A 20555-nucleotide genomic window follows, 5' to 3' on the forward strand; every position below is an offset into this window, starting at 1 on the left:
TCACTCCTCGTTCCGGGCGGCCGCGTGGGCGCGGACCTCGTCGGGGTCCGGCGGGGTGTCGACCGGTTCCGGGGGCGGCGGAGCGGCGGCCGCCCGCGCGGCGATCTCGCGGGCGCCCCGGCGCTTGCTGAGCCAGAGCTCCAGGCGTCCGGCGAGCGGTGTCTGGATCGCGACGAGGAGGATCATCAGCGCGAGGATCACGGCGCCGATCTCGCGCGGCACGCCCATCAGGATCTGCAGCCCGTTGATCGCGCCGACGGTGATCGCCGAGAACAGGATCGCGGCGAGGGACCCGCCGATCACGGTGGTGCCTCCGAGGATCGCCGCCGTCAGCCCGTTGAAGCCGGTGCCGTCCAGGAACCCGTCGATCACGCGGTAGTTCATGCCGAGGACCTGGATGCCGCCGCCGATGCCGGCGAGGGCTCCTCCGAGGGCGGCCGCGCGGAGCACGGCCGTGCGGGTGCGCATCCCGGAGTAGCGGGCGAAGACGGGCGCCTCGCCCGCCATCCGCTGCTCGTAGCCCCAGGTGGTGCGGGACATGTACACCGCGACGATCGCCACGAAGGCGAGGGCCACGACGAGGTTCGCGCCGAGCTTGGTCGCGGTGTCGAAGATGGGGAGCCGCGCCGTCTCGTCGATCTGCGGCGTGTAGGAGGCCGTCCCGCCCGTGTCCCGCAGCGGGTAGTTGATGAGGAAGCTCAGCAGCAGGGCGACCATCGAGTTGAGGATGATGCTGACGATCAGCTCGTTCGCTCCGAGGAAGACGCGGAAGATCGCGGGGACGAGTCCGACCAGCGCTCCCGCGACGCCCGCGGCCAGCAGCGCGACGATCGGGTGCAGCCCTCCGGGGAGCTGGACCTGGTAGCCCACGACGACCGCCGCGACGGCTCCGAGCCCGTACTGCCCCTCCTGGCCGATGCTGAACAGGCCCGCCCGCAGGACCATGACGGCGCCGAGCGTGGTCATGATCAGCGGCGTCGCCGTCGTGAGCACGGTGCCGAAGTTGCAGTACCCGGGATCGCAGGTGAAGGCGGCGCGGCCGATCGCCGCCATCGCGTCGACGGGCGAGCGCCCGGACACCGTGATCAGGATCGCTCCGATGACCAGCGCCAGCAGAACGGCGACGACGGGGACGGAGACGCGCTGGGCGGCGCGGGCGAGATCGAGGTCTTTCACGGTCACCTGGTCTTCCGGTCGGGTGTGCAAAAGGTTTTGCATTCGGGGTATCGCACCTGAGGAGGATTTCCCGAGCCTAGGGTCGGCGCGGTGCCCGACAGTCCCCGAGTGACGCTTCGTAATGGGGTCTTCTTCCCGCGGAAACGGTTCGGAAACGCGGGGTGACAACTCCCCCGATCCGGGGGGCGACGGTGAGCGCCCTCTGCGGTCGGGCGAAGAGCGGCGCTTCTGTGATGTGATGGAATGCGGTGCAAAGCGTTTTGCAGGGCGAGGGAGTCGAGGCGACGATGCGAGCGGGCAGACCGACCATGCAGCAGATCGCGCAGTCGGCCGGGGTCAGCGTGACGACGGTCTCGCACGTGCTCTCGGGCAAGCGCCCGGTGAATCCGCGCACGGCCGAGCGGATCCTCGCGATCATCCGGCAGGCGGGCTACGTCCCCGACTCGGCGGCCCGCACCCTCCAGTCCGGGCGGAGCCGGCTGCTCGCCGTCGCGGTGCCGGACATCACCACCTCCTACTTCAGCCGCATCGCGAAGGGCGTCGAGCTGGTCGCGGGTCCGCTCGACTACGGTGTGCTGATCTGCAGCACGTCCTTCGGCGGCCATCGCCATCGGCGCTACCTCGATCTGCTGCGGAACCGCACGGTCGACGGCCTCGTCTACGTCGCGAGCGACTCCCCCGTCGATGCGGAGGAGCTGCGGCCGTTCGCCGCCGAGTACCCGCTCGTGCTCGCCGACGAGGAGATCCCGTCGCTCGAGAACGTGACCGTCGTCACCTCGGACAACCGGCGAGGAGGGCGCCTGGCCGGAGAGCATCTGGCCGCGCTCGGGCACGAGCGGGTTCTGATCATCGCCGGGCCGCGCGGCCTGGTCTCGACGCGGGACCGCACCGCGGGCGTCCGGGAGTCGTTCCCCGACGCGCTGATGCTCACCGGCGACTACTCCGCGCCGTCGGGGGCCGCTCTCCTGGACGAGGCGCTGCGCAGCGGCACGCCGTTCACGGCGATCGCCGCCGGCAACGACGAGATCGCGATCGGAGCCGTCGACCGGCTGCGGACCGCGGGCCTCCGGGTTCCGCAGGACGTCTCGGTGATCGGCTTCGACGACATCGAGTCGGCGGCGCTCGTCGGGCTGACCACGATCCGGCAGCCCGCCGTCGCGATGGGATCCCGGGCGGCTCGACTGCTGCTGGACGCCCTGGCGGATCCGGGGGAGGCCCGGGTGCGGGAGAAGCTGCCGGTCGAGCTCGTGGAGCGGACCTCGACGGCCGCGGTGGCGGGGTCCCGGTGACCCGTCGTCACTGAGGAGGCGCGGCTCCGCTCACCGGAGAGCCGTGCGCACCGCCTCGACCGACGCCTCGACCACCGCCTCCAGGATCGCCTCGCCCTTCTCGGCGGACGCCGAGGTCGGATCGCCGAAGACGGCCGACTCCGAGAAGGGGTGGAGCGGCATCTCGACGGTGCCGAACTCCGGCGGGAAGTCCGGGTAGCAGACGACGTAGCACTCGCGCAGCACCAGCTCGGGAGCGAGGGCCAGGACCAGCGAGGTCTCGAGCTCCTCCGCGTGCGCGAGTCCGGATGCGGCGGGGCGGGATTCGCGGACCCTCGCGGCCGCCTCCTCGAAGCCGGGGTAGTCGAGCAGCAGCACCTCGATCCCGTCGGCGGTGAGCACGTCGACCGCTGCGCGCAGCGGGGCGCGGTTGCCGTAGTCGCCGTTGACGATCACGAGGAGGCCCACGCCCGAGGCCGCGAGCGCCCGCGCGATGTCGACGGCGACCGCCGTCACGGTCGGCGCCGACAGCGAGACGGTGCCCGGATAGCCGGCGGTGCCGGCCGTCGCCCCGTAGGGGATCGCCGGCAGGAGCAGCGCGTCGAGACGGTGCGCCATCCGCTCGGCGACCGCTTCGGCGACGAGCGTGTCGGTCGAGAGCGGCAGGTGCAGCCCGTGCGCCTCGAGCGCGCCGAAGGGCAGCAGTGCGAGCACCGGACGGCGGTCCCGGATGAGGTCCCAGGGGATGTCGTTCGCTCGCAGCATGCCGACCATCCTGGCGCACGGCGCGGCACGGCGGGCAAGCAGGCAGGCAGGCAGGCAGGCAGGCACAGCGCGATACGACACAGCGCGGCACGACGCCGCGCGAAGCTGCGGGCACATCACTGCGCGGCCCCGGACGGCGAGACCCAGCAGAGCGCGCGTCAGAAGACTGTCGCCAGCGGTACGGCGAATCGCGCGGCAGGGCAGGCCGCGGCACGGCCCGGCACGACGCGCACTCCACGACACGGCGCGACAGGGCACAGCGCGACGCGCGCAAGACACGACGCAGCGATACACGGCGATACACGGCGCTGCACAGCCGAGGACGGCAGGACCCAGCAGGGCGCGCCACGGCAGAACGGAGGACCGCACTCCTTCCCACGGCGAAGCGGGGGCACGGCCGGGCCCGGGACGCACACCGCGCGGTCGGGTCGGGTAGCACCGTGATCAGCACGGTCGTCGGCCGAACGACGCCACTCCGGTCGCGCGGGGCGCTTCGCTGGTCGACGGCCCCGGTTCAGAACGGAGGCGGCTCCGTGAACCGCGGTTCGGGTCGGAGGCGCGCGGGGTCAGCGAGGAGGGTCTCCGGTCGTGTGGTGATGCGGCGTCCGGTGGGGGTGGTCCAGTCGGCGGTGCCGTCCGGGTGGAGGACGTAGGTCCAGCGGTCGCCGTGGCGGACGTGGTGGTGGGCGGTGCAGAGGGAGGCGAGGTTGTCGAGGCTCGTCTGCCCGCCGTGGCGCCATTCGAGGGTGTGGTCGGCTTCGGCTCGTGAGGCGGGGCGGGTGCAGCCGGGGAAGCGGCAGGTCCGGTCGCGCAGGTGGAGGGCGAGCCGCATCCGCGGTGGCGGAAGACGGTGGCTGCGGCCGACCGAGAGCACGGTGCCCGTGTCGGGGTCTGTCAGAACGCGGGTGATAGTGGAGGCGGCTCCGGCGAGTTCGCGGGCGACGTCGGCCGGGATGAGGCCGTACCCGTCGAGGTCGGCGGGGGCGTCGTCGCGGCCGGTGGCGGTGCTCGCGGCGAGGGTCAACCGGACCTCAGCGCGCACTCCGGGGACGAACGTCGGAGTGGCCGCATCGCCGGGTGCAGCGCCGACGACATCCGGTGCGGTGCCCGTGACGTCGCCGTCGCAGAGCAGGTCGGTGAGCGCGTCGGCGCGCAGCTGCGCGAGGGTGCGGGCGTCGTCCGGCCGGCCGGCCTCCCCTCCTCCGCTGTCGGTCCCGTCGCGCAGGCAGCGGGCGATGCGGTCCAGCCGTGCGTACGCGCCGACGGCGACCGGGGCGGGCAGCAGTGCGCACAGCAGCGCCATGCCGTCCGCGTCCGGGACCAGCCAGACCGCGCGATCCTCCCGAGCCCGCGCATGCCGCGCAGCGAGCGGCTCGACGTGCAGCTCATCGCGCAGTCGCGCCACCCGGCGCCGCAGCTGCGTGGGCGTCAGTACGAGCGCCAGCTCGCACGCCCGCTCGTCGAACACCGCCCGCGACTCCGGCGGCAGGCTGCCGGCGGTCGCGCAGATGATCCGGCCCGCCTCCCACCGCAGCCTCGCCCCAGCGAGCGCCTCCCGCGTGCGCGGGAGATCCTCGATCAGCAGCCGCGCGTCCTCCAGATCCCGGGACACCACCCGCTCCGACACCCCGCACCCCACCGCGAGCTCCGCCCGGACCGAGCGCTCCACCAGATCCGCCGAACCGCCCCGCGGCAGACCCCGCGCGAACGCCTCCGGACACGACACCGCCGCTCGGTACGCCGCATGCAGCTCCACCGCCGCCGCCAGCAGCACCGGCGCCGCCGACCGCGCCAACTCACCCGCCCGATCCCCGCGCTCCCGCACGACCTCGAGCACCTCCACCACTTCTGATCCCGTCATACGAGTACGAAACCAGTGACTACTGACATCCGCTCATGTTCTCGCGGTGCCGCGAGCGGTTCACGCCAGGGACGCGCCACACCGCTGCCGCACCGGCCCCGACCTCTCGAGCGACCGCGATCACCGACGAAGCCCTGCGACCGGAAGCCGCTCCGATCGCTCCGTCCGCGACTCCGACCGCACGCCCGCGCCGCCCCCTCGCCGCACAGGAACACCCTCCGACAGGAGCACACCCCTACAGGAACAGCGACAGCACCAGCGTCATCCCGAGCGCCAGCACCGATGCCAGCGACACCCCCACCGTCACCGTCTTGAGCGCCCCGCGCACCGACTGGTCGAGGAAGGACTGCAGCAGCCAGAACGTGTTCGACGTGACGTGGATGCAGAACAGCGCGCCGGAGCCCGCGGCGAGCGCGATCAGCAGCGGGTCCAGACCCAGCGACGCGGCGACGGGCGCGATGACTCCGGCGGCCGTGATCGCCGAGAGGGTGACCGACCCGACGGCGATGTGCAGCACGGCGGCCATGAGCCAGACGAGCAGCAGCGGGGCGAACGAGGACGCCGAGAAGTAGCCCTTCAGCACGTCGCCGAGGTCGCCCTGGGCGATCACGGCGGCGAGCGAGCCGCCGATGCCGGTGAGGAGGAAGATCTGACCGCCGTCCTGGAAGCCCTTCACGACGGCCTTCTCGATGCGCTTGGTGCCGACGGCGAGGCGGCCGATCACTCCGGTCGCGATGACGGCGAGCAGCAGGGCGATGATCGGGTTGCCGAGGAACTGCATCACGGGCACCTCCGCGCCGGCCACGCTCAGCACGGCCTGCGACGCGATGAGCAGGAGCGCCACGAGCATCGGCGCGAAGAGCAGCAGGAGGGGGCGCCGGCGCTCCTCGACGGCACCGGGCCGGAGGGCGGCCGGTCCGCGGGGCACTCCTCCGACGGCGGTGCGGACGGTGCCGGTGGCCGGGGCGGCGGCGGAAGCCGAGGCGCCGGACGAACCGGAGGACCCCGACGCACCGGCGAGCACGGCCTCCTCGTCGTCGTCGCGCACGACGACCTGCTGGTCGCGCGCCGGATCCCAGAAGCCGAGCCGGAAGGCCAGCGACATCAGCAGGATCGTGAGCACGACGGTGGGCGCGACGACAGCGAAGCCGCCGAGCATCATGACCCCGAGGGGCACGCCGAGCAGGCCGGCCAGGGCAACCGCCGCGAAGCCGGGCACCATCATCACGATGCCCATCTCGAGGCCGACCGCGAAGGTGACGCCGATGATGCCGGTGCCGGCCGGGCCCAGGCGCGGGGCGATCCTCCGGGCCAGCGGCGCGGCGATCACGATCAGCACGTCGACGAAGATCGTCTGCAGGTACGTGGCGAGTGACAGGCCGAGCGCGTAAGGGATCCCGCGGCGCCCGAAGACGCGCATCAGACCCTCGACGAGGCGGACGATCGCGCCCATCTCGTTGAGCATGGCGCCGATCAGCACGCCCCAGCCGATCAGGATGCCCGCCTCGGCCATCACCTCGCCGAAGCCGGTCGACATGGTCGAGACGGTGTCGACGGGTCCGAGTCCGGTCAGGAGGCCGATCGCGGCGGCTCCCAGCGCGAGCGCGATGACCGGGTTGATGCGGAACCGGACGATCACGACGACGACCACGACGATCACCAGCGCGACGACTCCGAGGGTGTACCACTCGGGCATGACGAGCCTCCTCTTGCCCGCGGCGGCGCGTGCGAACACACCCTAGGGCCTGGTGGATCCGCCGCGCGGGACACGATGTCGCTCCGATCGCAGGAGGCGGGCGCTCCCCGGCCGCCCGACTCCATACTGGGCGTCGCCTACACCGGGAGCGCCGATCGAGAGGATCCGCCCATGGGTGTCCGCCGGCTCGGCAGCTGCGCGCTGCTGCTCGCCTCGACCGCCGTGCTGGCCGGGTGCGCGACCCTGCTGCTCCCTCCCCGTCCCGCCGCTCCGACCACGGTCGAGTCGCCCGCCTCGGCAGCGCCCGCCCCGCTCCCTCCGCCCCGGCCGCGGCACCACCCGCCGCCCGGCCCCGGCGCCGGAACCGGTCGAGCCACCCGCTCCGGCCGCAGCACCCTCCTCCTTCCCGTCGCCCCTGCCCCCGTGCGCCGACCTGTGGAGCCCCGAGACGACGGCCTGGATCGTGGACTTCGGCTTCACGCTCCGCGAGACGACGGCGCGCGAATTCGATCCGGGCGCCGAACCCGAGGAGATCCTCGCCGACCGGGGCGACGACCGGGTCTGCCTCTGGGAGTCGTCGAGTATCCACTACGGCATCGTGACGCGCTTCACGCGGCTCGACCCGGCCGAGGCCGAGACGGTGCGCGGCATGCTCGGATCCTCCGGCGGCGACACGGAGGAGCTGCTCGGCGGGACGCGCTACTTCCAGACGACCGTGACCCCCGCGGCGGACTCCGTCGACGGTGTGGACACCGAGAGCGGACGCAGCGACTACCTCCGCGGCGAGCTCTGGATCTCCACGAGGTGGATCGGCGGCGCTCCCTCCGGCTACACCCGCGACATCCTCGAGCATCTCGACTGAAAGGGTTCATCGGCCCTGTTCCCCGCGATGCCGGGCGTGTTAACGTGAACACACCCCCGCTCTCCCCGATGGAGGGGAGTGCGGACCGGGCCGAGCGTCCGCGCCGACCCCGGGAGCCCCACCCCACGATCGGAAAGGTCTCGATGATGAGACGACGCTCTTCGGAGCACCCCGCGCCCCGGCGCCGGACCCGCACCCTCCTCCTCTCCACGCTCGCGTGCACGAGCGTCGCCCTGACCGGCGTCCTCGTGCCGATGTCCGCCTCCGCGGTCGACGTCCCCGCTCCGACCGCCCACTACGACATGTCGCACGCGGGCTCGGCCCTCCTCGACATCTCGGGCAACGGCCGGAACGCGACGCTCACCGGGCTGACCGACGCGTCCTTCGCGGACGCGGGCGGCGACCAGGTCGCCCGCTTCCGCGCCAACGGCTACGCGGCCCTGCCGAAGAACCTCGTCACGGGCACCGACAACTCCTTCGCGGTCGAGTACACGGTGAAGACGCAGACCTCGGCGAACCAGTTCGGCTGGGTGATCGGCGACGGCGTCGGCCCCTGGAACACGACGACGCTGGGCAACCACGTGTTCGTGAACCCGCGCAGCTCGGAGGGCGGGTACAGCAACCAGGTCCTGTCCGGCATCCGGGTCAAGGACAGCGGGAACGGCGAGCAGCGGCTCCCGGCCGGAGGCGGCCTCAACCCCGGCTTCACGACCCTCACCATGGTCGGATCGGGCACCGGCTCGAGCACCACGCTCACCCTCTACCGCGACGGCGCGCAGATCTCGACGGTCACCGCGGCCAAGTCGATGGCGAGCATCATCCCCTCCGGCAGCACGCTCGGCTACCTCGGCCGCTCGCTCTACCAGGGCGACGCGCTCTTCACCGGCGACGTCACCGACGTGAAGTTCTGGGACACCTCGCTGACCGCCGAGCAGGTCGGAGCGAGCATGCCCACCGCCGCTGCCAAGCAGGCCGCCACTGCGGGGCTGCTGCGCTCCGACCTCCTCCCGGTCGTGCTCAACGGCAACCCGTCGCTCACCGCCGTCTCCGGGAACGTGAACCTCCCCGCGACGAGCAACGGCATCGCGCTGACCTGGACGTCGTCGAACTCCGCGGTCGTCTCGACCACCGGAGTCGTCTCGCGCACGATCACGACGGACACCCCGGTCACCCTGACCGCCACGCCGAGCACCGGCAGCCCGATCACCTTCGAGCTCGTCGTCCTCGCTCCGAGGATCAACGACGACCTCGACGCGATCGTGCTCGCGCCGCGCACCACCGAGAACCTGCCCCTGGTCGTGAAGGGCGTGAAGAACGGCACCGCGATCACGTGGACCTCCTCGAATCCGGCGCTCGTCACTCCGACGACCGCCGGCTACGTCGCCCCGGCCGTGGGCGCCGCCGACCCGTACCAGGGCGGCGGAGTCGTCGCGCGACCCGCATACGGCAGCGGTGACGCGACCGTGACCCTGACCGCGAACGCGACGCTCAACGGGGTGTCGGAGTCGCGCAGCTTCACGCTGACGGTGGCCGAGCTCGGCCGCACCGCGCCCGACGCGGGCTACGCCTCGGCGTACTTCAAGTCGGACGGCGACGAGAAGATCTACCAGGCGGCGACGTCCGGCAACGACTTCTTCACCTTCTCGCCGGTCAACGACGGCAAGGCGGTCATCACCTCGACGACCGACACCCGCGGACTCCGCGACCCGTTCATCCTCCGCTCGCACAACGGCGACAAGTACTACATGGTCGCCACCGACCTCTGCATCTCGTGCGGCACGAGCTGGGGCGACGCGCAGTCCAAGGGCAGCCTCAAGATCGAGGTCTGGGAGTCGACCGACCTCGTGACGTGGACCCGCACCAACGGCGCTGACACCGGCATCACGGTCAACCAGCCGGCCGCGGGCATGACCTGGGCGCCGGAGGCGTACTGGGACGACGCCCTGCAGTCGTACGTCGTCTTCTTCTCGTCGCGCCTCTACTCCGACGCCACGAAGTCGAACGGCGACAAGCTCTACTCGCGCGTCTTCTCGGTCATCACCCGCGACTTCCGCACCTTCACCCAGCCGCCCGCCACCTGGCAGGACACCGGCTACGCGCGGATCGACTCGACGATCACCAAGATCGGCGACTACTACTACCGCTTCACCAAGAACGAGGAGGGCGGCGCCGCCGGCATCCTCGAGGCCGGCAAGGACATCTTCCTCGAGAAGTCGACGGTGCTCACCGCCCCAACGACCTCGTCGAACTGGAGCGCCGACCCGACGACGACGTGGCAGCTCACCGACACCAACATGACCCGTCTCGAGACCGGCCAGGAGGGCGAGGGCCCCGAGATCGTGAAGCTCAACGCCGGCGACCCGAACGACACCACGGGCACCGGTGACGGCTACGCGTTCCTCGTCGACAACTACGGCAGCGGCGGCTACAAGGCCTTCGTGACCTCGGGCGCGGCGATCGCCGGCAGCTCGCAGGCCTCGCGCCTGTCGAAGTCGGCCGACTGGAGCGTCTCGACGAAGGGCGGCCTGCCGGCCAGCCCGCGCCACGGCGCGTTCGTCAGCGTCCCGCAGACGGTGCTCACCGCCATGAAGGAGTGGGCGCCGGTCAAGGCCGTCGGCTCGACCACGACGCTCGCCGTCGACGGCCGGACCGCGACCGCGACGGTGACGGCCGCCGATTCCGGCGACGTGGCGGGCACCGTCACGTTCCGCGGCGGCAGCTGGACCCAGACCGTGCGCCTGACCGGCGGCGCGGCCACGGCGACGGTGCCGGCCGGAGTGACGGGCGTCACCGCCTCGTACGACGGCTACTCCGACGCGCTCGTGCTCGCCTCGACCTCCGCGGCGGTGAGCCTCGACACCCTCGAGCTCGCTCCCACGGTGTCGACGCGCTGCGTCGCCGGCAAGGTCGTGCTCACGGTGACGGTCCGCAACGGCGACACCGCCCCGGCGGCCGTCACGATCGACTCCGCGTACGGCACGAAGTCGTTCGCCTCGGTCGCTCCGGGCGCCGCGGCCACGGCCGCCTTCACCACCCGCCTGCGCGCGATACCGGAGGGAGCGGTGTCCGTCTCGGGGACCGCGGTCGACCAGCCGGCCTTCTCGGCCTCGGTGCGGTACGCGGCGGCCACCTGCTGACGCAGCCGCGGCTCGACGGCGCCCCTTCCTCCCGCGTGGAGGGAGGGGCGCCGTCGTCTGCGCGACCCCTGGGAGCGGACTCGGGAGGGTCGCGTAGGGTGCCCGGGACGCAGTGCGCTCCCGGACCCGAGCCGCGCTGCTCGCGCTCTTCCCGCGCGGGCGGCCGCTCCGATCCGATCGAGAGCCCCTCCCCCGCGGCGAGTTGCCGTCGGCCGCCTCGTGCGCCGCGGTGACGGCGGACCGGTACCCGGCGGTCCGTCGAGGGGCGGGCGGTCCTGGTCCCGCCCGTCCCCGTGACGCTTCACCGCGGTCGTCTGCCGTCGCCCGGTCATGTCAGCCGACGCTGTATGGTCAGTGCATGCTGACCATCGCCTCGCGTCTGGACGTCATGAACCGACTGGGCCGGGCGATGGCCGATCCCACGCGGTCGCGGATCCTGCTGTCGCTGATCGGCAGGCCCGGGCATCCGGGCGAGCTGGCGCAGGAGCTGGGCCTCACGCGCTCGAACGTCTCGAACCACCTGACCTGCCTGCGGGGGTGCGGCATCGTCGCCGCGATCCCGGAGGGACGCAGCACCCGGTACGAGATCGCGGATCCGCACCTCTCGAAGGCGCTGCTCGCGATGGTCGACGTCGTGCTCGCGATCGACGACGGCGCGGACTGCACGGACGAGGACTGCGACGTGCCGCTGTGCTGCGAGGTGCCGGAGTGAGTGCGGAGTGCTGCGGCGGCGACGAGCCGGCCGCCCTGACGCTCGGCGCGCGGCCGACCGGGCGGGCCGGGCCGCACGAGCACGCGGCGTCCGAGCACGAGCACGACGAGCACGACCACGGCGCAGAGCCGGAGGACGCGGTGCCGTGGCGGCGGGACCGGACCGTCCTCGTCCCGATCGCGGCCGGTGCGCTGCTGCTCCTCGGCTCCGTCCTGGAGTGGACCGGCCGGGAGCCCGCCGGCACGATCGTGCTCGGCGCGAGCCTGGTCGCGGGCGCGTCGACGTTCGCGCCGGGCGCCGTGCGGCGGCTGCTGCGAGGCAGGCTCGGCGTCGGCCTGCTGATGACGATCGCGGCCGTCGGCGCCGTCCTGCTCGGGCACGTCGCAGAAGCGGCCGCGCTGGCGTTCCTGTTCTCGATCGCGGAGGCGCTCGAGGACCGGGCGATGGACCGGGCCCGCGGGAGCCTGCGCGCCCTGCTGGATCTGCTCCCCGACACCGCGATCGTCTCGCGACTGCACGGCGACCTCACGATCCCGGCACGGGAGCTGCGCGAGCTCGACGTGCTCGTGGTGCGCCCCGGCGACCGGATCGCCACGGACGGCGTCGTCGTCTCGGGCCGCAGCAGCCTCGACACCTCCGCGATCACGGGCGAGTCGATCCCCGTCGAGGTCGGCCCGGGCGACGCGGTGAGCGCCGGATCGCTCAACGGCGGCGGCGCGCTGCAGGTCGAGGCGACCGCGGCGGGCACCGACAATTCGCTGACGACGATCGTGCAGCTGGTCGAGCAGGCTCACGCCCGCAAGGGCGAGCGGGCCCGGCTCGCGGACCGCATCGCGAAGCCCCTCGTCCCGGCCGTGCTCCTGCTCGCCGCAGGGATCGCCCTGGTCGGGGTGCTGATCGGGGACACCACCACCTGGACCGAGCGCGCGCTGGTCGTGCTCGTCGCCGCCTCGCCGTGCGCGCTGGCGATCGCCGTACCGGTGACGGTGATCTCGGCGATCGGCGCCGGCAGCCGTTTCGGGCTCGTCATCACCTCCGGCGAGGCGTTCGAGCGCCTCGGCACGGTGCAGGTCGTCGCGTTCGACAAGACCGGCACCCTCACCGCCGGCCGCCCGAGCGTCGTCGACGTCGCCACCGCGCTCGGCGCGACCCGCGAGGACGTGCTGGGGGTCGCCGCGGCGCTCGAGGCGCGCAGCACCCACCCGCTCGCCGCCGCGATCCTCGCCGCCGGCTCGACGCCGGCCGCGGTCGAGGACGTCACGGAGCATCCCGGCGACGGCATCACCGGCAGCCTCTCCGGGGTCCCGGTCCGCGTAGGCAGCCCCCGCTGGGTCCCGGCCGGAGCGCTGACGGCAGAGCGGGAGGCGATGGAGAGCGACGGCATGACGGCCGTGGTCGTGGAGCGCGGCGGCGCGGTCCTCGGAGTGATCGGCGTCCGCGACGAGCTCGCGCCCGAGGCGGCCGCGACGATCGCGGAGCTCGCCCGCCTGCGCATCGACTGCGTCATGATCACCGGCGACAACGCCCGCACCGCGCACGCCCTCGCCGACCGGGCGGGGATCGCGGAGGTTCACGCGGAGCAGACGCCCGCCGGCAAGGCGGTCTCGATCGAGCGGATCGCCCGGCACCGACGCGTGGCGATGATCGGCGACGGCATCAACGACGCCCCGGCTCTCGCCGCAGCCGACGTCGGCATCGGCATCGCGATGGGCGCGACCGGCTCGGCGGCCGCGATCGAGTCCGCCGACGTGACCTTCACCGGCAGCGACCTGCGCCTGATCCCCGCCGCGCTGCGGCACGCGCGCCGGGGCCGGCGGATCATGACCGCGAACCTGATCCTCGCGCTCGGCGTGATCGTCGTCCTCCTGCCCCTCGCGCTCCTCGGCGTCCTGGGCCTCGCCGGGGTCGTGCTCGTGCACGAGCTCGCGGAGGTCGTGATCATCGCGAACGGCGTCCGCGCCGCCCGACGAGGCGGAGGACGGACGGTCGGATCCGCTCAGCTCTCAGGAAGCTCGGCGTAGGCGCGCTTGACGCCGTTGTACCAGTCGAGCGCCTTCTTCGGCCGCATCCAGCGGCCCTTCATCGCCTCGCGCGCCTCGCGGTGCGACTCGTCGCCCGCCTTCACCGCGTCCTTCAGGTGGCGGTCCTGGGCGTTGATGATCTCGTCGGCGGTGGCTCCGCGGTGCTCGAGGGCGCACGGCCCACCGAGGTCGCGGCACGTCATGGTCTTCACGGTGTCCTCCTCCTGCCGTCGCGCTGCACGACGGCTCCTGCTCCTACGACGGGCGAGGGCCCTCGGATGTGACCGCCGGCGTGTCGCGGGGCCGTCGCACGACGCCGGCCAGGGCCTCAGGAGCGGCGCGGAACACGATCGACTCGACCCGGCCGTCCCGGACGGCGAAGTCGAACAGCACCCTGGCCTCGCCGAGATGGAACCAGGCGAACCCCGGTCGCCCGGCGGTGAGCACCGGGAGCGCGGCGTGCGCGCTGCCGTCGAAGAACGCGGCGACCGCCTCGCGTCCGTCGATCCGCTCGGGAGTGCCCGCCGCGATCGCGGCGGCGTCGGCGCGGACGGTCGCCCCCGGAGCGAGCAGCGCGAGGAGGCCGGCCAGGTCCCCTCCGCGGGCCGCCGCCATGAACGCGTCCACGACGCTCCGGTTGGACGCCGGCCCGTCCTGCTCGGCGCTCGCGACCTTCTCGCGCGCCCGAGAGGCGAGCTTGCGCGCGGCCGCCGGCGAGCGGTCGAGGATCCCGCCGATCGCGTCGAAGGAGTAGCCGAACGACTCGTGCAGCACGAGCGCGACCCGCTCGTTCGGGCTGAGCCGGTCGACCACGACGTGTAGCGCCCGGCCCACCTCGTCGCGCCGCTCCGCGGACTCGGCGGGGTCGGCACCGGAGGCGGGCGCGTCCGCCACGGCCTCGACGGGCTCGGGGATGCGGGCGCGCAGCCGGTCGAGGCAGAGCCGCGTGGTCACCGTGGTCAGCCAGGCGGCGGGGTTCTCGAGCACGGCGTCGGTGCCGTGCAGTCGCAGCCAGGCCAGCTGGACGGTGTCCTCGGCCTCGTGCCGGTCGCCGAGCAGCCGGGTCGCGAGCCCGGTCAGCCGGCCGCGCTCCGCCTCGAACACCGCCGTCCACTCCACGGGGACACCCTACGGCGGGCAGTGCGCTCCCGCCCCTTGCCTGCACGCCCCACCCGTGGGACGGTCTCCTCGTCCGCCGGGACGCGGCGGCCCTGAGCGGAGGAGCAGCCCGTGGGCACCGTGCGCATCGATCTCTTCACGTCCCTCGACGGTGTCGCCCAGTCGCCGGGCGGACCCGACGAGTATCCGCAGGGCGGTTTCGCCTTCGGCGGTTGGCAGGCCCCGCTGCTGGACGAGGTCGCCGGAGGCTGGGTGCAGTCCGGCATGGAGGGGATGGACGCACTGCTGCTCGGCCGGAGGACCTCCGAGATCTTCGCCGACTACTGGCCGCGGCACGACGACTCCGGCATCGGACGGCTGCTGAACTCGATCCCGAAATACGTGGCGTCCCGTCGGGACGTCCCCCTGCCGTGGGAGCGGTCGACCCTGCTCGGCCCGGACCTCGCGGCGGCGGTCCGCGAGCTGCGGACGCGCCACGAGCGGATCCACGTGATCGGCAGCCTCGACCTCGTGCAGACCCTGCTCGCCGAGCGCCTCGCCGACGAGCTGACGCTCTGGATCCATCCGATCGTGCTCGGCGCGGGCAAGCGGGTCTTCGAGGGCGGTGCGGCCCCCGCGATGCTCGAGCTGCTCGAACCGGCCGCCACCTCGCCCCGCGGAGTCGTGCAGCTGCGCTACCGGATCCTGGGATCCGAGCCGCCGGTGGGCGACATGACGGTCTGAGCTCCGCAGGCTCAGGTCAGGGTCGTGTAGACCTTCGCGATGCGCCCGTCGACGACGAGGCAGATGTCGAGACCCGACACGACCGGAGGCGCTCCCTCGGGACCGAAGTTCCAGGCGAGGTGGCCGAGGTCGTGGTTCTCGTAGGCGGGGCCGGCGGCCGAGAAGACGAAGCCGGGGGCGTCGTCGAGCAGGCGCTGCGCCTTCGCGTGCAGGGCGTCGTGCCCGACGACCACCTCCTCAGGGTCGAGGAACTCGACGTCGGGCGTGTAGAGGCGGGCGATCGCGGCGCGGCGCTTCTCGGGGTCGCGCTCGCCGAAGACCTCGATGAGGTTGGCGTGCAGCAGGGCGTCCAGGGGCATGGTTCTCCTTCAGTGGTGGCGGTGGTGGGGGCGCGCGTCAGGGCGCCGTGGCCGAGCGGTCGGTCCAGTCGATGACGAGGCGGCGCTGCGCGATCCTCCAGCGGCCGTCGATCCGCTCGAAGCGGTCGAGGTAGCGGATCGACATCGTCAGGAGGTACCGCTGGCCGGCCTCGCGCAGCAGGTGCAGCGCCGTGCAGTACGTCTCGCCCTCGGCCGCGTCGGCGGTGACGAAGCGGACCGACGACTGCCCGTTCAGGTAGGTCGTCGCGTCGTACTGCGCGATCAGGCCCTCGAAGGTCCGCACGAGCGCGTCGCGTCCGCGGATCGTGTCGACAGGCTCCGTCGTCTCCGGGTCGCCGGAGAAGAGGAGCACCTCGCCGTCGTCGGCGAACACCGACGCCTCCAGCACCGCGTCCCGGCGGTCGGCGCCGCGCGCGTAGGTGTCGACGAGCTCGCGGATCGCGACGCGGTCGATCAGGGTCTCGAGAGTCTCGTCCACAGCGCTCCTCGGGTCGGTGCGCTCAGAATAGGTGAAGTTTCACGCGGAAGGGAAGAGGCGCCTACGGGTGGTCCGCAGGCCGCGGCAGAGTGCCGTGCTCGATCAGCCGGTCGTAGACGGCGTCGAGCGACTCGCGCATCGCCGCCATCCGCTCCGGGTCGAGCGCGTCGAGGAACGCGCGGCGCACGAAGTCGATGTGGCCGGGCCCGGCCTCCCGCAACGCCGTGCGCCCGACGTCGGTGAGCACGACCTCGGTGCTGCGCAGATCGCGGGGTGCGGGCCGCGTCTCGATCAGCTCGCGCTCGCGCAGACCCCGGAGCCGGTGCGAGACGCGGCTGCGCTCCCAGCCGATCCGCGCGGCGAGGTCCGCGACGCTCATCCGCCCGTCGGGTTCGCTCGTCAGCGCCACGAGCACGTCGTAGTCGGCCAGCGACAGCCCAGTCGCCGTGCGGAGCTGGTGGTTCAGCTCGTAGCGGAGCCGCAGGTGCACCTTCATGTAGGAGTACCAGACGGCCGCCTCCTCGTCGCCCAGGAGGGCGAACGGCGACTCCGGCGGGACCTTGCGGGGCTCGCTCACGGCTCCTCCTCCTGCAGCCCCTCACCGACAGGGCGCTCCGACGCTACCGCGCCGTGTCAGCGGATGGTGTGGGCGGTGATCACCGCGGCGGCGAGGGCGAGCTCCTCCACCACGTCCGCCTCGCCCAGGCGCGGCGAGGCGCGCAGCACCTCGGCGCTGACGGCGCCGTAGCGCTCCTCGACGCGCGCCGGCAGCGCCGCGCCGGGCTCGGTCAGGCGGAGCAGCACACTGCGGCGGTCCTTGGGGTTGGGCAGGCGGTCGACGAGACCGGAGGAGGCGAGGCGGTCGAGCAGAGCGGTCACGGCTCCGGTCGTCAGGTTCAGCTCGAGGGCGAGCATCTTGGGCGTGAGGCCCGGGAGGTCGTCGATCGTCTCGAGGGCGGTCAGCTCCGAGAGGCCGACGCCGAGCTCGGCGGCGATGCTGCTGCGCAGCTGGCGCTGAGCGCTCTCGAGCAGGCGGAGCGCGTGGCGCAGCGCGGCGACGGGTGCGTCGGCCGCCGCGCCTTCGGGCGGTGGAGTGGGAGTCATGGGGTCCTTTCTGCAAGGGGGAGCACCTCGGCGCGGTGCCCCTCTGACAGGGGTGTTTCTGAGAATTGCAAAGTGTCTTGATCGCGGAGTAGCTTAATCATCAAGCAATCGCACCAGCGAGACGAACTGCCCGGCAGTTCACCTTCTACCCGATCAGGAGTCCTGTCATGTCGAACCACACCGCTACCGTCAAGACCAAGCGCGTCCGATTCGCCCCGCTGGTCATCGCGACCAGCATCGCGGCCGCCGCCCTGCTGTCGGTCTCGATGTCCGGAACCCTGTCGGGCTTCGTCGCCAGCATTACCAACTCCAACAACACCGCGGCCTCCGGCACGCTCGTCATGGAGGAGAAGTCGACCGGCACCACGCCCGTCACCTGCCTCAGCACCGACGGCGGCACCGTCAGCACCAACACCGCGACCTGCTCCACCATCAACAAGTTCGGCGGCTCGACCAACATGACCCCGGGTCAGACGGTCACCACCGCGATCACCATCAAGAACGCGGGCACCGTCGCCGCGAACACCTTCACGCTGACCCCGGGCGCCACCTGCGCCCAGACCACCAACGGCACCCTCAGCGGCACGGCGACCGACTTCTGCTCCAAGGTCAAGGTCGTCATCACCTCCGGCACCACCGAGATCTTCAACGGCACCGCCGCCACCCTCGCCGGTTCGGCCGCCAAGTCCCTCGGCGCCGTCGCCGCCGGCGTCAGCACCCCGTTCAGCATCGCCGTCACCCTCGACTCCGCCGCGAACAACACCTACCAGGGCCTCTCCGCCTCGCTCCCCCTGACCTGGTCCTTCGCCAGCTGATCCACGGCCCTCGGCTTCCCCTCCCCCACAGCACCACCCCGCCGCCCCACGGCACCCGCACCATCCGCACCACCCCCGAGAAGCACCCACCCGAGGAGCGGGGCCGCCACCCTGAGGCGGCCCCGCTCCGAACACCGTCGAGGAGGCGGAGGACATGACGCTCACGGACACCCCCACCGCCCCCGTCGCCTCCGCCCCCTCCGACACCCCCGCTGCCTCCGACACCCCCGCCCCGTCGCGCCGCCCGAGCGCCCTGCGCACCGCCGCGATCTGGACCGCCTCCGCCGTCCTCGTCGGCCTGGTCGCCGTCGCCCTCCTGTTCCACTCCGCCGGCGGACGCTGGTTCATCGTGCAGACCCCCTCGATGGGCACCTTCGCCCCGGTCGGCACCCTCGTCCTCACCACTCCCACCGCGATCGAGGACGTCCGCGTCGGCGACGTCGTCAGCTTCCACCCCTCCACGACCCCGGACGAGACCTATACCCACCGCGTGGTCGACCTGGCCGCCGACGGCACGCTGGTCACCCAGGGCGACATCAACGGAGCGGTCGACCCGTGGGCCACCGGCCCCGACCAGCTGATCGGAGTCGTCACCACGTCGCTCCCGGGCCTCGGCTGGCTCGCCAAGGGGCTCCCGCTCCTGCTCGCCGGCGCCGTCCTGGTGCAGCTGCTCACCCGTCTGCTGCCCTCGCCCACGCACCGCGCGGCGATGCGGATGCTCGGACTGTCGCTCGTCGCCTCGATCACCGTGTTCCTCCTCCGCCCGTTCGTCGGCCTGGTGGTCCTCGAGGCCACCGTCGAGAACGGGTACACCGACGCCACCCTGGTCTCGACCGGCCTCCTCCCGATCCGCGTCAGCGCCGAGGGAGCCGCTCCGCTCGATCTCGTCTCGGGCGAGGTCGGCCGCCTCCGTGTCCCGGCGAACGAGCAGGACTGGTACAGCGTCTCCTCCGCTCTGCACCTGCCGTTCTGGGGCTGGGTCGTGTTCGCGCTGCTGTGCGCGCTGCCCCTGATCTACACGCTCGTGATCGGTCTGCCCGCGGCGACCGAGCGCACCGGAGAGCACGGTCGCCGTGCCGCGGGGAAGGACGCGGCCCGATGAGCCGCCACCGCATCGCCCGGATCCCGCTGCTCGCCCGCCTCCGCGCCGCCCTCGCGCAGCCGCGGAAGGCCACCGCGGCCGTCGCCGTCGCCGCCCTCGCCGGGGCGCTCCTGCTGACGCCCGCCACCTCGGGCGCCTACACGGCGTCGATCCGCAACTCGACCAACACCGTCGGCAGCGCCGCCGCGTTCTTCACCTGCGACTCCGCCTTCGCGGCCGACAGGAGCAGCGCCCTCTTCGCCTACACGCTCGGACAGGCGTCCAACTCGGCGACCGCCCCCGATGTCGTCACCGGCACCGCCAACCGCGCCGGCACCTACCGCAACGGCATGGTCAGCTCACCCACGACGCCCAAGGCGTGCCCGCGCGACCCCGGCGGCTCGTGGCTCCTCGCCGCCTCGAGCAGCCAGCACATGACCACGCCGCTGCAGATCACGAACCCCACCACCTTCAGCACCGAGATCTGGTTCAAGACCACCGTCGCCGGCGGGAAACTGTTCTCCTTCGGCGCCTCGCAGACGGCCGGCGGGAGCCAGTACGACCGGCACACCTACATCGGCGCCAACGGCAAGCTGATGTTCGGCATCTACAACAACGGCGTCGAAGCGATCACGAGTCCCGGGGTCGTCAACGACGGTGCCTGGCACCACGTGGTCTCGACCCTGTCCCCCACGACCGGGCTGAGCCTCTGGCTCGACGGGCAGCGCGTGGCCTCGAACACCGCCTTCCGGAGCCCGGAGAACACCACCGGCTACTGGAAGATCGGCGGCGACACCCTCGGCGGCTCCTGGACGAACGTCGGTGCCGCCTACTTCACCGGCAGTCTCCGCTACGCCGCCGTCTACTCGACGGTCCTCACGCAGGCCCAGATCCAGAACCACTACGACGCCGGGCGCTGAGCCCGGGCGCGAGTCGTCAGGAGAGGCTGACGCCGATCAGCGGAGGCAGGATCAGCGCCGACAGCTGCACGATCACTCCGTTGGCCCCGGCCCCGAGAGCGATCGCGGCCAGCACCTTCGGGAGTCCGCGGCGCGAGACGCCGACGACGCCCAGGATCGCGGTGAGCGCCGCGAGGATCAGCTGCCCGATCCCGATGACCACGAACACCGCTCCGATGTCGGTGGCGCCGAGCCCGTTGCGGTAGGCGAGCACCGGCACGATCGTCGTCAGGCACACCTGGACGATCTGCGTGACGGTCAGCAGCACCGCGAGGACGAAGGCGATCACGCCGGGGACGTTGCGGCGGCGGGGTGCAGGAGCGGTGGAGGTCACGGGCCGAGCCTAGAGGGGCCCCGGAGGGCGCCGTGTACCCTTGTCCGTTTCGACGAGAGGGTTC

At 72.6% G+C, this 20555-nt stretch carries 20 protein-coding genes; 9 read left to right on the plus strand and 11 right to left on the minus strand.

Translation table 11 applies throughout. From position 1 onward, the window contains the following. A complete protein-coding gene (locus C1I63_RS00305; RefSeq protein ID WP_211315535.1) occupies window positions 1-1182 on the minus strand; it encodes an ABC transporter permease in 1182 nt (393 codons plus the stop codon). Between the two features lie 281 nt (window positions 1183-1463). On the opposite strand from C1I63_RS00305, the gene C1I63_RS00310 reads away from it, so the two are divergent. Then, window positions 1464-2465, plus strand: coding sequence for a LacI family DNA-binding transcriptional regulator (locus C1I63_RS00310; RefSeq protein WP_146168321.1), 1002 nt, complete (start codon window positions 1464-1466; stop codon window positions 2463-2465). A 30-nt stretch (window positions 2466-2495) separates the two neighbouring features. On the opposite strand, the gene C1I63_RS00315 is transcribed toward C1I63_RS00310, so the two are convergent. From C1I63_RS00315 to C1I63_RS00325, 3 genes are all read right to left on the minus strand, one after another. Further along, on the minus strand, window positions 2496-3209 hold the full coding sequence (locus C1I63_RS00315) for a creatininase family protein (protein ID WP_170116276.1): 714 nt from the start codon (window positions 3207-3209) through the stop codon (window positions 2496-2498). Window positions 3210-3723: 514 nt separating this feature from the next. Then, window positions 3724-5070 carry an HNH endonuclease signature motif containing protein gene (locus C1I63_RS00320; protein WP_107573329.1) on the minus strand — a complete coding sequence of 449 codons (1347 nt, stop codon included), beginning with the start codon at window positions 5068-5070 and terminating at the stop codon, window positions 3724-3726. A gap of 235 nt (window positions 5071-5305) precedes the next feature. After that, entirely contained in the window at window positions 5306-6766 is a 1461-nt protein-coding gene (locus tag C1I63_RS00325; RefSeq protein WP_107573330.1) for a GntP family permease, read from the minus strand. A gap of 463 nt (window positions 6767-7229) precedes the next feature. Between C1I63_RS00325 and C1I63_RS00330 the strand changes: the two genes are divergently transcribed. The 4 genes from C1I63_RS00330 to C1I63_RS00340 all read left to right on the plus strand — a co-directional run bounded on the left by C1I63_RS00330 (window position 7230) and on the right by C1I63_RS00340 (window position 13498). Further along, window positions 7230-7628, plus strand: a complete 399-nt coding sequence (locus C1I63_RS00330; RefSeq protein WP_107573331.1) for a hypothetical protein — start codon at window positions 7230-7232, stop codon at window positions 7626-7628. Window positions 7629-7774: 146 nt separating this feature from the next. Further along, window positions 7775-10765 (plus strand): immunoglobulin-like domain-containing protein, encoded by a 2991-nt coding sequence (locus tag C1I63_RS00335; RefSeq protein WP_244906931.1) that lies wholly within the window; start codon window positions 7775-7777, stop codon window positions 10763-10765. A gap of 358 nt (window positions 10766-11123) precedes the next feature. Beyond that, window positions 11124-11477 (plus strand): Cd(II)/Pb(II)-sensing metalloregulatory transcriptional regulator CmtR, encoded by a 354-nt coding sequence (cmtR, locus tag C1I63_RS19315; protein ID WP_055790928.1) that lies wholly within the window; start codon window positions 11124-11126, stop codon window positions 11475-11477. Continuing rightward, entirely contained in the window at window positions 11474-13498 is a 2025-nt protein-coding gene (locus C1I63_RS00340) for a heavy metal translocating P-type ATPase (protein ID WP_425326967.1), read from the plus strand. Before cmtR ends, C1I63_RS00340 begins: the two co-directional genes overlap by 4 nt. Here C1I63_RS00340 and C1I63_RS00345 read toward each other — a convergent pair. Both C1I63_RS00345 and C1I63_RS00350 read right to left on the minus strand, forming a co-directional pair. Further along, window positions 13474-13701 carry a hypothetical protein gene (locus C1I63_RS00345; RefSeq protein WP_243592041.1) on the minus strand — a complete coding sequence of 76 codons (228 nt, stop codon included), beginning with the start codon at window positions 13699-13701 and terminating at the stop codon, window positions 13474-13476. The genes C1I63_RS00340 and C1I63_RS00345 overlap by 25 nt on opposite strands. 52 nt (window positions 13702-13753) lie before the next feature. Continuing rightward, window positions 13754-14617 carry a sigma-70 family RNA polymerase sigma factor gene (locus tag C1I63_RS00350; RefSeq protein WP_107573335.1) on the minus strand — a complete coding sequence of 288 codons (864 nt, stop codon included), beginning with the start codon at window positions 14615-14617 and terminating at the stop codon, window positions 13754-13756. Window positions 14618-14728: 111 nt separating this feature from the next. Here C1I63_RS00350 and C1I63_RS00355 point away from each other — a divergent pair, with 111 nt between their 5' ends. Continuing rightward, the gene (locus tag C1I63_RS00355) at window positions 14729-15340 is read left to right on the plus strand and encodes a dihydrofolate reductase family protein (protein ID WP_107573336.1); all 612 of its coding nucleotides are present in this window, start codon (window positions 14729-14731) and stop codon (window positions 15338-15340) included. Between the two features lie 11 nt (window positions 15341-15351). On the opposite strand, the gene C1I63_RS00360 is transcribed toward C1I63_RS00355, so the two are convergent. The 4 genes from C1I63_RS00360 to C1I63_RS00375 form a co-directional block, all read right to left on the minus strand. After that, window positions 15352-15699 carry a nuclear transport factor 2 family protein gene (locus C1I63_RS00360; protein ID WP_107573337.1) on the minus strand — a complete coding sequence of 116 codons (348 nt, stop codon included), beginning with the start codon at window positions 15697-15699 and terminating at the stop codon, window positions 15352-15354. 37 nt (window positions 15700-15736) lie between these two features. Further along, window positions 15737-16198, minus strand: coding sequence for a nuclear transport factor 2 family protein (locus C1I63_RS00365; protein ID WP_107573338.1), 462 nt, complete (start codon window positions 16196-16198; stop codon window positions 15737-15739). A 61-nt stretch (window positions 16199-16259) separates the two neighbouring features. Next, window positions 16260-16775 carry a MarR family winged helix-turn-helix transcriptional regulator gene (locus tag C1I63_RS00370; protein ID WP_244906932.1) on the minus strand — a complete coding sequence of 172 codons (516 nt, stop codon included), beginning with the start codon at window positions 16773-16775 and terminating at the stop codon, window positions 16260-16262. A gap of 56 nt (window positions 16776-16831) precedes the next feature. Further along, entirely contained in the window at window positions 16832-17302 is a 471-nt protein-coding gene (locus C1I63_RS00375; RefSeq protein WP_107573339.1) for a MarR family transcriptional regulator, read from the minus strand. A gap of 167 nt (window positions 17303-17469) precedes the next feature. Between C1I63_RS00375 and C1I63_RS00380 the strand changes: the two genes are divergently transcribed. The 3 genes from C1I63_RS00380 (at window position 17470) to C1I63_RS00390 (ending at window position 20118) form a co-directional block, all read left to right on the plus strand. Then, window positions 17470-18117, plus strand: a complete 648-nt coding sequence (locus C1I63_RS00380; protein ID WP_107573340.1) for a hypothetical protein — start codon at window positions 17470-17472, stop codon at window positions 18115-18117. Between the two features lie 154 nt (window positions 18118-18271). Continuing rightward, complete coding sequence (locus C1I63_RS19320) at window positions 18272-19219, plus strand: S26 family signal peptidase (protein ID WP_170116269.1); 948 nt, start codon at window positions 18272-18274, stop codon at window positions 19217-19219. Continuing rightward, a complete protein-coding gene (locus tag C1I63_RS00390) occupies window positions 19216-20118 on the plus strand; it encodes a LamG domain-containing protein (RefSeq protein ID WP_107573341.1) in 903 nt (300 codons plus the stop codon). The genes C1I63_RS19320 and C1I63_RS00390 overlap by 4 nt, the downstream gene beginning before the upstream one ends. A gap of 16 nt (window positions 20119-20134) precedes the next feature. Here the strand turns inward: C1I63_RS00390 and C1I63_RS00395 are convergent, their stop codons facing one another. Then, a complete protein-coding gene (locus C1I63_RS00395) occupies window positions 20135-20491 on the minus strand; it encodes a hypothetical protein (protein WP_107573342.1) in 357 nt (118 codons plus the stop codon). Window positions 20492-20555 lie beyond the last annotated feature (64 nt).

It is taken from the genome of Rathayibacter caricis DSM 15933, assembly GCF_003044275.1.
GTDB lineage: Bacteria > Actinomycetota > Actinomycetes > Actinomycetales > Microbacteriaceae > Rathayibacter > Rathayibacter caricis.